The sequence below is a fragment of the Streptomyces sp. NBC_01077 genome (genome assembly GCF_045162855.1).
In the GTDB taxonomy this organism is placed as follows: domain Bacteria; phylum Actinomycetota; class Actinomycetes; order Streptomycetales; family Streptomycetaceae; genus Streptomyces.
Window position 1 is genome coordinate 1,611,904 of record NZ_CP108669.1, and the last position, 13,675, is coordinate 1,625,578.

12 protein-coding genes and 1 pseudogene are annotated in these 13,675 nt (G+C 72.1%); 3 read left to right on the forward strand and 10 right to left on the reverse strand.

Translation table 11 applies throughout. From position 1 onward, the window contains the following. Nucleotides 1-198: 198 nt before the first annotated feature. The 3 genes from OG462_RS07200 to OG462_RS07210 all read right to left on the reverse strand — a co-directional run bounded on the left by OG462_RS07200 (nucleotide 199) and on the right by OG462_RS07210 (nucleotide 3,814). Nucleotides 199-741 (reverse strand): GNAT family N-acetyltransferase, encoded by a 543-nt coding sequence (locus tag OG462_RS07200; RefSeq protein WP_406055575.1) that lies wholly within the window; start codon nucleotides 739-741, stop codon nucleotides 199-201. 124 nt (nucleotides 742-865) lie between these two features. Continuing rightward, nucleotides 866-1,549, reverse strand: coding sequence for a transcriptional regulator (locus OG462_RS07205; RefSeq protein WP_406055577.1), 684 nt, complete (start codon nucleotides 1,547-1,549; stop codon nucleotides 866-868). Nucleotides 1,550-1,684: 135 nt separating this feature from the next. Further along, nucleotides 1,685-3,814 (reverse strand): SpoIIE family protein phosphatase, encoded by a 2,130-nt coding sequence (locus OG462_RS07210; protein WP_406066405.1) that lies wholly within the window; start codon nucleotides 3,812-3,814, stop codon nucleotides 1,685-1,687. 424 nt (nucleotides 3,815-4,238) lie between these two features. Here OG462_RS07210 and OG462_RS07215 point away from each other — a divergent pair, with 424 nt between their 5' ends. Together OG462_RS07215 and OG462_RS07220 are read left to right on the forward strand one after the other, a co-directional pair. Further along, on the forward strand, nucleotides 4,239-4,919 hold the full coding sequence (locus OG462_RS07215; RefSeq protein ID WP_406055579.1) for a hypothetical protein: 681 nt from the start codon (nucleotides 4,239-4,241) through the stop codon (nucleotides 4,917-4,919). Between the two features lie 295 nt (nucleotides 4,920-5,214). Continuing rightward, the gene (locus tag OG462_RS07220; RefSeq protein WP_406055581.1) at nucleotides 5,215-5,700 is read left to right on the forward strand and encodes a VOC family protein; all 486 of its coding nucleotides are present in this window, start codon (nucleotides 5,215-5,217) and stop codon (nucleotides 5,698-5,700) included. A gap of 792 nt (nucleotides 5,701-6,492) precedes the next feature. Here the strand turns inward: OG462_RS07220 and OG462_RS07225 are convergent. Together OG462_RS07225 and OG462_RS07230 are read right to left on the reverse strand one after the other, a co-directional pair. Then, the gene (locus tag OG462_RS07225) at nucleotides 6,493-7,659 is read right to left on the reverse strand and encodes an alanine--tRNA ligase-related protein (RefSeq protein WP_406055583.1); all 1,167 of its coding nucleotides are present in this window, start codon (nucleotides 7,657-7,659) and stop codon (nucleotides 6,493-6,495) included. 269 nt (nucleotides 7,660-7,928) lie between these two features. Continuing rightward, nucleotides 7,929-8,081, reverse strand: a pseudogene (locus OG462_RS07230) (transcriptional regulator); the annotation flags it as partial. Nucleotides 8,082-8,380: 299 nt separating this feature from the next. Between OG462_RS07230 and OG462_RS07235 the strand changes: the two are divergent. After that, complete coding sequence (locus OG462_RS07235) at nucleotides 8,381-9,508, forward strand: terpene synthase family protein (protein WP_406055585.1); 1,128 nt, start codon at nucleotides 8,381-8,383, stop codon at nucleotides 9,506-9,508. Here the strand turns inward: OG462_RS07235 and OG462_RS07240 are convergent. From OG462_RS07240 to OG462_RS07260, 5 genes are read right to left on the reverse strand one after another with little or no spacing between them, the layout of a single operon-like run. Then, complete coding sequence (locus tag OG462_RS07240) at nucleotides 9,483-10,928, reverse strand: cytochrome P450 (RefSeq protein WP_406055587.1); 1,446 nt, start codon at nucleotides 10,926-10,928, stop codon at nucleotides 9,483-9,485. The genes OG462_RS07235 and OG462_RS07240 overlap by 26 nt on opposite strands. Then, nucleotides 10,925-11,548 carry a GTP-binding protein gene (locus tag OG462_RS07245; RefSeq protein ID WP_406055589.1) on the reverse strand — a complete coding sequence of 208 codons (624 nt, stop codon included), beginning with the start codon at nucleotides 11,546-11,548 and terminating at the stop codon, nucleotides 10,925-10,927. Before OG462_RS07245 ends, OG462_RS07240 begins: the two co-directional genes overlap by 4 nt. Continuing rightward, nucleotides 11,529-11,885: a DUF742 domain-containing protein gene (locus OG462_RS07250; RefSeq protein WP_406055591.1), complete on the reverse strand. Its 357-nt coding sequence runs from the start codon at nucleotides 11,883-11,885 to the stop codon at nucleotides 11,529-11,531. The genes OG462_RS07245 and OG462_RS07250 overlap by 20 nt, the downstream gene beginning before the upstream one ends. Then, complete coding sequence (locus OG462_RS07255; protein ID WP_266901948.1) at nucleotides 11,882-12,289, reverse strand: roadblock/LC7 domain-containing protein; 408 nt, start codon at nucleotides 12,287-12,289, stop codon at nucleotides 11,882-11,884. The genes OG462_RS07250 and OG462_RS07255 overlap by 4 nt, the downstream gene beginning before the upstream one ends. Nucleotide 12,290: 1 nt before the next feature. Further along, nucleotides 12,291-13,649: a sensor histidine kinase gene (locus tag OG462_RS07260; RefSeq protein ID WP_406055593.1), complete on the reverse strand. Its 1,359-nt coding sequence runs from the start codon at nucleotides 13,647-13,649 to the stop codon at nucleotides 12,291-12,293. Between the last annotated feature and the right edge of the window lie 26 nt (nucleotides 13,650-13,675).

Here is a 13,675-nt window from a genome sequence, read left to right on the forward strand (position 1 = left end):
AGGAGCCCGCGCGCGAATCGGGCTCCGGCGCGCACGCGCGCGATCAGGTGCGGGGCGCAGCCCCCGCGCCGTTCACAGCCCTTGAGCGCGGAAGCGCCCGCAGCCCCCGCGCCGTTCACAGCCCTTGAGCGCGGATGCGCCCGCAGGGCCCGCGCCAGATCACGTGCGTACGAAGGCGACACCGAGCGCGACTGCCGCTCAGGCTCCCGGGGTCGGCTTCCATTCCTGGACGAGGAGTCCGAGCAGTACTTCGTCCAGGAACTCGCCCATCACCCAGGACGACGAGCGCAGTACGCCCTCGCGGACGAAGCCGTTGCGCTCGGCGGAGCGCAGCATGGCGCCGTTGTCCGCCAGCGTCTCGATCTGCAGCCGCTGCAGGCCCCGCACGACGAAACCGTAGTGGCACAGCACCGCGACCACGTCGGTGCCGTAGCCCTTGCCGCGAGCGGCCGGCAGCAGTCCGAGGCCGATGTGCGCGGACCGGTTGTGGTTGTCGATGCCCCACAGGTTCGCGGTGCCGACCAGGGTGCCGCCCTCCAACTCCACCACGGAGAACGGGACGTGTCCCTGCTGCGTGTCGTCCACCACGAGACGCGGGTCCTTCGAGCCGGGCGTGATCGGCCGCCACGGCCCGCCTTCGGCCCGCGCGGCGTTGGCCACGTCGTCGTAGAGCTCGGTCCGCAGGATCGGGATGTCGTCCTCGTGCCGGGCCCTGAGCCCGACCTTGTCACCGCTTAGCATGCAGGCTTCCTATCCGATCGGGCCGACCGGCGGCAAACCGATTTGGGCCACGCGTCAGGCGTCAGACGTCACGCGTCAGCCGTCAGACGTCACGCGTCAGCCGTCAGACGTCACGCGCCGCGCGTCAGGCGCGCGGTGCGGGCTCCTCGCCGCGGGCGATGCCGAGGGTGGCGAGCAGGTCCTCGTGGAGTTCCATCCACACCGTGTGGCAGGAGTCCTCCTTGACCCGGTCGACCCACGACAGTTCGCCACGCCGCACCCGCTCGAGCGCGCCGGTGAAGCGGGCGCCGTACCCGCCGAGGCGGACGACCCGCGCCCCCAGCTCCTCCGACAGAGCCTCGATGACCCGGCCCAGTTCGGTGAGTTCGTCGAGCACCCGCCCGTCCCAGGCGGCGTCCCCGTGGTCGTTGACGGAGAGCCGTCCCGAACCGTCCGGACGCAACTGCCAGTCGGTGCAGGCCCGGAGACAGCGGGCGTTGTGGGCGAGGAACGTCGCGTACCGCTCGCGTACGAAGGCCCCGAGCCCCGCCTCGGCCAGCTCGCCGGCGAGCCGCCGCTCCCCCTCGGCCCGCCCGGAGTCGGTGAGGCTCCACCCCCGCGTCCCGGCGAACGCGCGCCGGGTCACCCAGCCCCTCGCCTCGTGGTCGAGGAGCGCTTCCCGTACGACGTCGGAGTCGAGCCCGTAGCGCGCCGCGGCCTCGTCGTCGCCGGCCACGCCCTTGAGCCGTACGGCGTGCAGCGCGAGCAGCTCCGGGTCGGAGACGACGGGACCGGCCGGGGAGTCCTGGAGATCGCTGGGGTTCACCACACGTCAGAGCATAGGTCCGCCCTTCGATACGCGGCCCCGGCGCGTACGGTACGGATCCGGTACGGCAGCCGGCGTCATGGCGTGATCGAGCACGAGCCGCGAGCGACACCCGGCATCATGATCACGAGCGTCTGCCTACTCCGACGGCATCGGTCTCCGCACCAGCAGGAGGGCGACGTCGTCGGTGCGGTGGGCGGCGGCCTTGACGTGCAGTGTCAGCTCGTCCGCGAGCCGGTCCAGGTCCGGGGCGCTGGACAACCCGAGCCGCTCCGCCAGGTCCGCCATGGCCGTACCGATGTCGAGGCCCGGGGCCTCGACGAGACCGTCGGTGTACAGGGCGAGGACGGAGCCCGGGTCCCAGGGCAGTTCCGTGGTGCCGTACGTGACATCCGGGGCGATCCCGAGCAGGAGCCCCGGCGGAACCTCCAGGACCTCGGCGCTGCCGTCGGCCCGGCGGAGCAGGGGCGGCGGATGGCCCGCGCTCGCCAGCCGCAGACGGTGATGAGTGAGGTCGAACTCGGCGACCAGACAACTGGTGAAGCGGTCCGCGTCGAGGTCGTCGAGCAGCCGGTTGGTGCGCGCCAGGATGTCCCCGGGCGACGCGCCGGCCGTCGCGTGGGCGTGGACGGCGGTCCGTACCTGCCCCATGAGCGCGGCGGCGGTCGTGTTGTGCCCCTGGACGTCGCCGATGACGGCGACGACGGAGGTGGGGGTCGCGCGGATGAAGTCGTAGAAGTCCCCGCCGATGTCCATGCCGTGCCCCGCCGGCAGATAGCGGGCGGCGACGTCGATGCCCGGAAGCGGGGTCAGACCGTGCGGCAGCAGGGCGGTCTGGAGGCTCCGCGCGAGGGAGTGCTCGGCGTCGTAGAGCCGGGCCCGTGCCAGGGCCTGGGCGATCAGCCCGGCCAGGGAGGTGAGCAGCGCCCGCTCCGCGGACGGGAAGGGGCGCGGCCGTTCGTAGGAGAGGATGAGCGAGCCCACCGGACGGCCGGAGGCGATCAGGGGCAGGAAGGCCCAGGCGTTGCGGCCCTCGTAGCGCGGGGCGTTCGGGTGGGCGCGGCGGAGGTCCTCGTACGTGGGGAAGAAGACGGGGACGCCGGTGGAGAGCACCTGGGCGTCGGCCACCGGCGCCGTGAGCGGTTTGCCGTCGAAGCGCTCGACGAACTCCTCGCGGTAGCCGCGGTGGCCGATGACGCGCAGCCGTCCCTCGTCGACGCTCATGAGGACGAGTCCTTCCGGGCCGAACGCGGGCACGATCTGGTCGGCGACGAGCTCGACGACATCGTGCACACCGGCCGCCTCCGCGAGGGACGCCGCCAGATTCATGAGCTGGTAGAGCGCGGTGGCGCCGACGGGCTCGACCCGCCGGGGCAGTGGCGCGGGGGTGGGGTCGGGGGTGGAGACGGACGCGGAGACGGGGGCGGGACCGTCCTCGGACACGGCCCCCTCCGTCCTCGGGGTGATGAGGACACTGATGCCGGTGGCGTCCGGGTAGAGCTCGAACAGCAGCGTTGTCGCCGGCCGCAGCGCCACGGTGAACGACGTCGGCCGACGGGTGACGACAGCGGCGCGGTAGCGGTCCTCGAAGGCGGGGTCGTTGAGCCACAGCAGCGCCTCCCAGGGCCGTCTGCCGATGAGCGCGGCCGCGCCGGCGTTCACCAGCTCGGCGGCCGCGGTGTTGATGAAGGTGATGCGCCCGTCGAGGTCCAGGGCGCAGCATCCCACCGGCAGCCGCTCCGCGAGGTCGAGGGCGGCCGCCGCCAGGGCGGGGTCGGCCTCGGAAGGGCGCTCCGGGTGCACGGCGAGAGGCTTGGTGGGGTGGGGCGGTGGCGGGTCCTGGTCGGCTGCCCGCCGCAGCAGCCGTGCCGCCAGGCGGCAGTGGGCGTCGATCGTCTCGTGTTCGCGCGCGTCGAGCTCCGGCGGATGCGAGAGCGGCCAGAGCAGGACGACGCCGCCCCAGACGGTCGTGTCGTCGGCGATGGGGGCGGCCGCCAGCATGAACTCGTACGGCAGCACCATCCCGATCCGCGGGTAGCGGTGGGCGATCTCCTGCCGGCCTCCCAGCCACACGAGCCTCCGCTCCCGGATGGCGTCGGCCACCGGGATCGGGGCGTCGGCCGGAATCCGTACCCACGGGGCGGCGATCTCCCGTGACACGCCCGAGATGAGCACGAGGCGCAACATCCGGTCGCCCGGGATCATCAGGTAGACGAGCCCCATCGAGGCTCCGGTGTCCCGCATGAGGCCGGTGAGCACGGCGGCCATCCGGCCGTCGGCGAAGACGTCCTCGGTCTCGGTGCCGGTGCGTCCGCCCACGGGTCTCACCCACCTGCCGCGACCGAGGGGGCACCGCGCGGGTCCGGGCGCGGAGCGCGGCGGAGTCCGCCGGCCCGCGTGCCGGGGCCCGGCGGCCCTGCACGAGGTCTCCGGCGGCACACATCACGCATATTCGGACGATACGTCGCCCGCCCGGCGACCGCGCGACGGGCGGCCACGGGCTTCGGGCGGACGGACGGACGGACGGACGGACGGGCTATGGCGCCACGGGCGGCTCCCTACGAGCGGCAGCGGTCCGCTCCGCGACCCGGGCGCCACCCCCGACGGGGTTCGACCGGCCGTGGGCTATCGTGCACCGTCGTCCGCAGCCCGGCCCGTGAGGGTCGGCCCGCCGGAACCAGGAGAGAAGCGCATGTCAGAGGCCATACCCGGCAACGCGGCGGCACCCGGCGCCGGCAATCCGCCCGCCTCGGTGCGCCGCTCGGCCCGACCGCTCACGTCGGTGCGCCGCACCGTCGCCCTGGTGCTGTACGTCTGGGCGGCGGCAGCCGTCGTCTCGGGCGTCTCGTTCCTCGTCCCGAGCACGGAGGGGGTCGCCATCTTCACCGGAGTGCTGCTGTGCCTCGTGTTCGGGGTGCTGCTGCACCTGCTGCACCGGGGTGTCTGGCTGGTGCTGCTCGCCGCCGCACCGGCGCTGTTCGTGCTGGTCGGCGCGGTCCAGTACGCGCCCGAACTGGCCCTCGAACGGTACGGGGTCCGCGAGAGCGTCGTCGTGGTGGCCGACAGCGCCGCCGCCGCCGGCGGCAAGAACCACGAGCTCACCCTGCGTGGCTCCGACGGCCAGGAGCTCGGGGAAAGATTCGTCTACCGCGGCACCGGCGCCCCGGACGTCGGCGAGCGCCTCGACATCGTGCGCGACTCACGCGGCAAGGTACCCATGGAGCAGGCCGACCAGGTCGACGCGGCCGGGCGGCTGGAGGAACTGATCGGCGGCCTCGTCGTCTGGACCGCGCTCGTGCTCATGGCCGGCTGGCGCGGCCATGTCTCCCGCCGCCGTGACCTGGCGCTCCATGCCGGCGGCGCCCGCCCCTGAGCCCTCGGCTGGGCATCGGAGGCCCGCCCGAGCCTCCGCCCCCTGCTCCGGCGGCCGGGTCTCCCCTGTGACGCGACCGGCCTGCGCACAGCCGCAGGGTGAGCGGGGGGGGTGCCGCAGGGCGAGCGCGAGGGGAGAGCGCCTCGAAGCGGGCGCCACCGTCGCGGCTGCCGCTCTTCGGGGCATCCCGTGGTCGCCCGCCGCGCGGCTTCGGTGCGTGGTGCGGGGGCCGGGATATCAGTGGGCGGAGGTGGCGGTCGACGGCGACCGCCGTTGTCGGGAAAGGCGGAAGACCGTGACCGTACAACCCATCCCCGAGGGGTACCCGCGGGTCACGCCGTACCTCTGTGTCGACGGAGCCGCGGCCGGAATCGACTTCTACGTGGCCGTCCTCGGCGCCGAGGAGCGCATGCGGATGCCGGCCCCCGGCGGCAAGATCGGCCACGCGGAGCTGGCGCTCGGGAACTCGGTCATCATGCTCGCGGACGAGTTCCCGGACATCGGCTTCCGCTCCCCCAAGGCGATCGGCGGCACTCCGATCACCCTGCACGTGTACGTGGCGGACGTCGACGCGGTCTTCGCCAAGGCACTCGCCCAGGGCGCGAAGGAACTGTCGGCGGTCAAGGACGAGTTCTACGGGGACCGCACCGGTCAGTTCGAGGACCCCTTCGGGCACCGCTGGAACGTCGCCTCCCACATCGAGGACGTCCCGGCCGAGGAGATGGGGAAGCGGGCCCAGGAGGCGATGGAGTCCTTGAACACGGGGTCGAACGGCGCCTGATCGACGGCGTATGCCACCCGCCGGGCGCCACCGGCCGCGCCGCCCCTCCCCGCGCCTCGCGCCCCACCGGCGCGGCCACGGACCTCAGGCCGTCAGCGGCCGTACACACCGCGGCACAGGCCCGCCGCGCCCATGGGAGCGTCGATGTCCTCGGCCTGACGGCACAGTCGGCGCATCGCCGGATTCGTCCCAGGGGTCGTCGGCTGCGGCCGGCCGCGGGGAGTGGACTGCGCCTGTGGGCGTGCCGCCCCTCGCGCGGGCGGCGCCGACGTCCGGGACTCCGTCCGCGTACGGGTCTTCCCCACGGCGGGTCGCGAAGGCTTCCTCGTGGCCGTCGCGCCTCGGTGTGTGGTGGGTGCCGCCGTTCGCCGAGCGGACGGCCGACCGGCGGCGGGAGCTCCAGCGGCTGGAACCCCGACAGCGGGAGCTCCGGCAGCGTGCTCCGCTCCCTCGGTGACCGGCCGGGCCCGCGGTCTCCCGGTCGGCGTGCCCGGGCGGGGTTCGGTGACGGCGAGATCCTCGTGCGGAACGGGCTCGGCGGGAACGGGCCATGCGGGGAGGGGAGTCGGAGGCCGGTCGGAGGCCGGCGCGAGTTCCCCGGGCCCGTGCTGAGACCGTGGCGAGGGCGGGTGGGGAACGGCCACGCAGCCGGCCGTGAGGAGTACGGACAGCAGGAGGAACGTCGTACGGCGGGGGTGCATGGGGACCACGGTGCCCGATCCGGTCCTGCGCGCGTGGGCGGCTCGGACCGGGTCCACCGTCACGGGTGAACCCGGTCACGGCGGGGTGTGCTCACTCCTGACGCAGGGTCCTGACCAGGTCCCGCGGCAGGCCATGGGTGTCGTGGAGGTAGTGGAAGTCCTCCTCGTCCAGCGGGCCCTGGAACCGCGGGCGGGCGAGGACCTGTCGGCCGCGCTCGAGGAGCAGGCCGAATCGGCGTTCCTCGTCGAGCAGCATCCGGCGCACGTCGCCCGGGTCCGTGTCCTGCCGGAAGTGGTCCAGGGTGTGCTCGATCAGCTCGGGCGGCAGGTCTCCGAGACTGCGCGTCGGATCGTCCCGCCACAGCACGGTGAGCACCCTGCGGACCAGGCGGCGCAGCACGTAACCCCGTCCGGTGCTGCCCGGGCGCACCCCGTCGCCGCTCACCACGACGGCCGAGCGCAGATGGTCGTGGACGAGACGCCGGGTCGGCTCGTCCAGCGTCCAGATCAGGGGGACGAGGAGGCGCCAGGGATCGAAGACGTCGCATTCGAACACGGACGACTTCCCCTGGAGCAGGGAGGCGAGCCGCTCCAGGCCGAGCCCGGTGTCGATGTTGCGCTGGGGAAGCGGCAGCAGGGAGCCGTCGTCGAGGCGGCGGTGGCGCATCATCACGTGGTTCCACACCTCCACCCAGCGGTCGTCCTGGGTGGGCGTCGAACGGGGCGGAGTGTCCCCGCTCCACAGGAAGATCTCCGAGTCGGGACCGCACGGGCCGGTCGGCCCGTTGGACCACCAGTTGTCCGTGACGGTGAGCTCCACGGGGACGCCGCGGTTCTGCCAGAGTTCCAGCGAGGCGCTGTCCTGTCCCGTCCGGTCGTCCCCGCCGAACACCGTGGCGTGGAGGAGGCCCGGATCGATGCCGAGCCCCTCGGTGAGCAGGCCGTATCCCCAGTCGAGGCTCTCGGGGCCCTCGTAGTCGCCCAGCGACCAGGTCCCGAGCATCTCGAAGACGGTCAGATGGGTGGCGTCGCCGACCTCCTCCAGGTCCGTCGTCCGGAGACAGCGCTGCACGTTGACGAGGCGCCGGCCCATCGGGTGGGGGCGCCCCTCGAAGTAGGGGGTGAGCGGGTGCATGCCGGAGGTGGTGAACAGCACGGGGTCGCCGGGCGGTGGCAGCAGCGTCGATCCGGTGATGCGGCGATGGCCGCGGTCCTCGAAGTACTCGACGAACGTGCGGACGATGCGCTCGGTCTTCATGGGATGACTCCTTCGCGTCACGGCAAGGGAGGCACCGGAGAACGGGCCGGCACGGTCGTCGAAGCGGGCGGAGGAGCCACGGAACCACCGGCGGGCCGTTTCCGGTCGCCAGTGGGAGGGGGAAGGTCAGGCGGCGGCAACCGGCGAGCTGGTCGCTCGCGCGGTCACGGTGAGGCTTCGGCCGGTGACGTTCATACGAGCGACGATAGCCCTCCGCCGTCCTGCGGGCACACGATTTTCCGCGCGCGAGCCGCCGCGGGCGTCGCCCGTCACCCGTCCTCCCCACGTCGGCTCCGGCAGCCGTCCGCCACCCCGTAGCAGCGCTGTCCGCCGGGCTGCTCCTCCTCGGTGCGGTGCCCGCGGCGGGCGTCACGGTCGAAGATGCCGAGGATCTCGCACGGACCGCCGTCGGCGCCGATGGCTCTACCTCCTCGCCCGTGGCCCGGAGATCTCTTGGGTGGAAACACCCGAGAAGGAGGACGACAACTTGCGTGGAATTACGGAATCTTCTCCAGAAGGATCGTTCCCTTCCGCATGAAGCTGTTCTGAACACTGGTCAGGAACAGTTGAGGGGTTGACAATCATCCATGGCGGGCAGGTTTGGAGGGCCGCCGGCCGGGCATCGTCCGGCCCGCGGCAGGAGCGGTCGTCACCACGTGCGGGAGTACACACAACCCACCACGGCCCTCCGCGGGCCGAAGAGAGAAGGAGGTTGGTCCCCATGACAGTGCGTGCCGTCGAGCAGCCCCGGCTGTGGATGCCCTATCCGCTGCGGGTGAATCCGTATCTGTCGGCCCTGCGCGAGGAGAGCGAGACCTGGGCGCGCGACATGGGCATGCTGGACGGCACGGAAGGGCCGTCCGCCCGGGGCGCGATATGGACCCGGTCGCAGTTCCATGCCATGACGGTCGACCAGTTGACCGCCTGGGCCCTGCCCGATGCCTCGCTCGCCGACCTCCGGCTCAACCACCGGTTCAACGTCTGGGCGCTGGCCTGGGACGACTACTTCGCCTCCGCCTTCAAGCAGACGGGTGACCTGCCCGGCGCCGTGGCCTTCACCGCGCGGCTGCACGAGTTCCTGCGGCCGGAGTACGGCGCCCGGTCGCCGGAACCGGCGAACCCCGTCGAGCGGGGGATCGCCGATCTGCAGCAGCAGTTCTTCCCGCCGAGGCTGGCGCACTGGCGGCATGAGTTCAACCGGGCCCTGGTGCGCTACGTCGACGCGGGAGTCGAGGAACTGGCCAACAGTCGCGGCGGCCGTGTTCCCCACCTGATCGAGTACGCACCGTTCCGGCGCGAGAGCTTCGCCGCCCACACCGCCCCGTACTCCGTCGAGCTGGCCACCGGCGCACGCATACCCGAGCAGATACGGCACAGCCGTACCGTACGGGCCCTGCTCGACGCCTTCATGGACTTCATGGGGCTGGCGAACGACCTCGCCTCCTACGAACGGGAGGTCCACGAGGAGCACGACGTCAACAACCTGGTCGTGGTCCTCGGCGCGTCCCTGGGCATCGGCCTCCGCGAAGCCGTACCCGCCGCCCTGAATCTGGTGAACACCCGACTGCGGGACTTCGAGCACCTCAGGCAGAGTGAACTGCCCCAGCTCGTACGGCGATCCGGGCTGGACCACGACGAGCGGGCCGAGCTGGAGACATGGATCCGGGGAGCCTGCAGCTTCCTGTCCGGTATCCATGCCTGGTACACCGGAGCCCCCCGCTACGCCGCCGCGGACGTCTCCGTACCGGAGCAGCGGCAGCGGTCGGGACCCGGCGAGGGGGACGCCGACAGACAGGTGTCGGCCGCCCCCTCGCAGTGCAGGCCTACCGCCTCCGCAGGAGGCGTCTGACCCGCGCCCGCCACGAGGGCCGCGGCTCGGGCCGGCGTTCCGGCTCGGGTTCCGTCACCTGCCTCGGCGGTGCCGACGGCATCCCGAAGGTCGGGGCGGGCGGGGCCGGAAGCGGGCTCGGGACGTCGAAGGCCTGGGGGGCGCGGGAGGCGAAGCTCACGGGCAGTGCCGTCAGATGCCGCGCCCAGGTGGAGGAGCGCCAGGTGAGGTCCTCCTCGGGGACGGACAGGGCGATGTCGGGAAGCCGGGTGAGCAGGATGTCGATGCCGGTGTCGGCGATGATGCGGCCGATGTCCTGGCCGGGGCATTCGTGGGTGCCGGCGCTGAAGGCCAGGTGCGCGCGGTTGTGGTGCACCGGGGTCGCGGGATCGGGGCGGATCGCCTCGTCGACGTTTCCGGCGGCCAGGCCGAGCAGGAGCATGTCTCCCGCCTTGATCTGCTGTCCCCCCAGGGTGGTGTCGCCGTTGGCCCAGCGGCCGGGGCACACCATCAGCGGCGGCTCGTCCCAGAGGACCTGCTCGACGGCTTCGGGCAGGGTCATCTGGCCGCCGGCCAGCGACCCGCGGAACCGGGGGTCGGTGACCACCATGCGCAGGACGTTGGACATGAGGTTGGCGGTCGTCTCGTAACCGGCGAGGAGGATGAGGCGCAGGTGGTGCTGCACCTCCTCGTCCGAGAGGTTGGCGGGGTGGGCCATCAGCGCGGACGCGATGTCCTGCCCCGGCCGTGCCCGCTTGGCGTCGACGAGCTGCGCGAGGCTCTCCAGCACGTAGGCGTTGCTGGCGAGCGAGGTCTCGGTGGCCTTGAAGAGGTCACGGGCGGCGTGGACGAGCCGGGGGCCCGCCTCGTCCGACATGCCGAGCAGGTGGGTGAGCGTGAGCATGGGAACGTGCTCGGTGAACTGGCCCACCAGTTCCGCCTCGCCGTCCTCGCAGAAGGTGTCGATCACCTGGTGCGCGATACGGGTGATGTGCCGGCGGACGCCGCGGTGGTCGAACTGGCTGAGACCGGCCGTGACCGCACCGCGCAGCCGCTGGTGCTCCTCGCCGTCCGCGCAGACACAGTCGGGACGCCAGCCGATCATCGGCACCAGCGGCGAGGTGGCGGGGTCGATCTCCCCGCTCCGCCAGCCGTGCCAGACGCGGGGGTCGCGGGAGAACTGGGTGGGACGGCTGGCCACGTCACGGTTCTCGAGGTATCCGAGGACGAGCCAGGCGCGTACGTCGCCGTCGAGCAGCACGGGCGCCACCGGACCGTGCTTGGCGCGCAGCTCCTCGTACAGGCCCATGGGGTCCGTCTCGGCGACGCCGCCGTAGAGCCGGGTCGCTCCCCCGGCTCCCGTGGCGGCGTGGGCCGGGCAGCCCGGAGGGGGGATCGCCCCGGGCATCTCGGTGGTGTGTTCGGCAGGTGGGAGGGTCATGCGGTCTCCTGGGCGGCGGCGAGGGTGCGCAGGTAGACCATCAGCGACAGCAGAGCGTCACGGCAGGACGCCCGGTCACGTGCGTCACAGGTGACTATGGGCACGGATTCGCTGAGGGCCAGAGCGGTGCGCAGGTCTTCTACGGGGTGGTGCGGAGCCTCCGGGAACGTGTTGACGGCCACGACGAACGGGACGCGGCGGTCCTCGAGGCGGGTGATGACTTCGAAACAGACTTCGATCCTGCGGGTGTCGACGAGGACCACGGCGCCGAGCGCGCCTTCGAAGATGCCGTTCCACAGGAACCAGAAGCGCTCCTGTCCCGGCGTCCCGAACAGATAGAGGATCAGCTCCTGGTTGATGCTGATCCGCCCGAAGTCCATCGCGACGGTCGTGGTGTTCTTGCCCTGGGCGCCGGGGTTGTGGTCGATCCCCACGCCCGCCTGGGTCATGGTCTCCTCGGTGGTCAGGGGCGGAATCTCGCTCACCGCCCCGACCATGGTCGTCTTGCCGACCCCGAAGCCGCCGACGACGACGACCTTGACTCCCCTGGCACTGTGGGGCAGCGGCATGTCTGTGCCGCGTGGGCCGGCATCGCGTACGTCAGAGCTTGCGTAGTCCATGGATCACCGCCTCCAGCAGGCCGCGTTCGGGGAATGCCGCGACGGGCACGGGTGCGATGGCCTCGACCCGTTCGTCCTCGACGAGTTGGGACAGCAGTGTGGTGACGACGCTGAACGGAAGACTGAGGTACGCGGACACCTCGGCCACCGAGAGCGGGTAGGCGCACATGGTGAGGATGGCCGCCTGCTCGGGCTGTGTCGCGGCGTCGGGCTCGGATCGCGTCGCGATGAGGGTGACCAGGTTGAAGGTGTTGGCCGCGGAACCCGTGCCCCCGGTGATGACGTAGAGCGGAACAGGATCGGTTTCATTCCAGGGGGCCTGGTTCTCCGATGTCACATCGCCTGCCCGACGTCCTCACGAGGAGGGCTGGTCATGTGCTGGCCGATCCGGACCACCAACGTCCGCATGCGGTCGCCCAGGAGGCCGGCGTCCACCTGATCGTCGGCGAGCACCGCGAGATAGGCCCCGGGACCGGCCGCCATCAGGGAGAAGTAACCGCCGTCGGCCTCGATCCCGACCATCCGCGTCGAGCCGTCCCCCTGCGGGAACCGCTGCGCGATGGCCCTCGCCAGGCTCTGGATGCCGGAGCAGGCCGCGGCGATCGCGTCGGCGGTGTCGGGCTCCGTGTTCGACTGCCCGATGCACAGGCCGTCCGCCGACAGCACGACGACGTGTCGCACGTACGGGACGCCGCCCACGAGCTCCTTGAGCATCCAGTCCATGTTCGGCAGTGGCAGCATGTTACTCGACCTCATCTGACGGCTCGCTGTGTGGAGTGGAAGGTTCGGCGACCGCTCTCTTGTCGCCGTTGAAGGCCTCCCACATCAGCCCCGGCTGGCGGGACGTGCCGGAGGTTCCCCAGGAGGCGGCCGGGGCGGGGGGCGTGGGAGCCACCTGGACGATCGGTGTCTGGACGGGTGTCTCCCGTCGCCGCTGCGGGAGTCCGTTGACGGTCTTCCTGACCTCTCCGGAATCCGTCGAGGCATCGCCCGGCGGCGTCGGCCTGGGCAGGATCGGGCCGCCCGTGCGCCTCCGGGCGGGCGGGGGCGGGTAGCGCACGGCGGACTGAGGCACCGTGGTGATCAGGTTCCTGGGAACCAGCACCACGGCCCGTACTCCTCCGTAGGCGGAGGTGCGCAGGTCGACCTCGCAGCCGTGCTCGCGGGCCAGCCGGCTGACGACGGGCAGACCGAGCTGCGTCACCTCGCCGAGGCCGGCCAGGTGGATGCCCGACGCCGACTGCTCCATGATGCGCTCGATGCGCTGCCGGACCTCTTCGGTGAGTCCGACTCCGCGGTCCTCGATCTCGATGGCGATGCCGGAGGGGACCTCGCTCGCGGACACCTCCACGGGGGTGTGCGGCGGCGAGAACGTCGTGGCGTTGTCGAGCAGTTCGGCGAGGAGGTGCATCAGCGGCTCGGCTCCCGGGCCGACCACGGCCACGGCCGTCACCGACTGCAGCTTCACGCGCGGGAAGTCGACGATGCGCGACATGGCTCCGCGCAGGACGTCGTAGAGCGGGATCGCCTTCGACCACTGGCGTCCGGGCCGGGCGTCGCCGAGGACCGCGATGCTGGCCGCGAGGCGGCCGATCAGCGCGGTGCGGTGGTCGACTCCCTGGAGGCCGCGGGAGACCACGAGGTCCGTGCCGTGCAGGATCTGCATGGAGTGCAGGTCCTTGGCCAGTTGGTGCACGATCGCCTGGACCCGGCGCGCGACCGCCACGAGTGCCCGCTGGGAGGAGTCGCGGGTGAACTCCTCGGCCTCCACGGCTTCCAGGAGTGTCTGCAGAGCCCCCCGGACCGCCTCGGTGAACTCCTCGTCGAGGTGCTCCCCGAAGGTGACGGACCGCAGGATCTCCGAGGCGGGGTCACCCTTCTTCATACGGGCCACAGCCGCCGGGAGGAGCTCTTCGGCGAGCCACACGGTGGTGGCGCGCTGATCGGCCAGGCGCCCGAGCAGTGCGGCCTCGCGTTGCGCGTAGTACTCCTGCGCGTCGGCGGTCGCCCGCTCGTAGCGCTTCACGTCCCCCGATCGAAGCCGGCGCGCGGTCACGGCCGAGGTGACGGCCGTCAGGACGACCGCGGCGAGACCGCACAAGGCGACCGGTGTCCGTATCTGTGCGG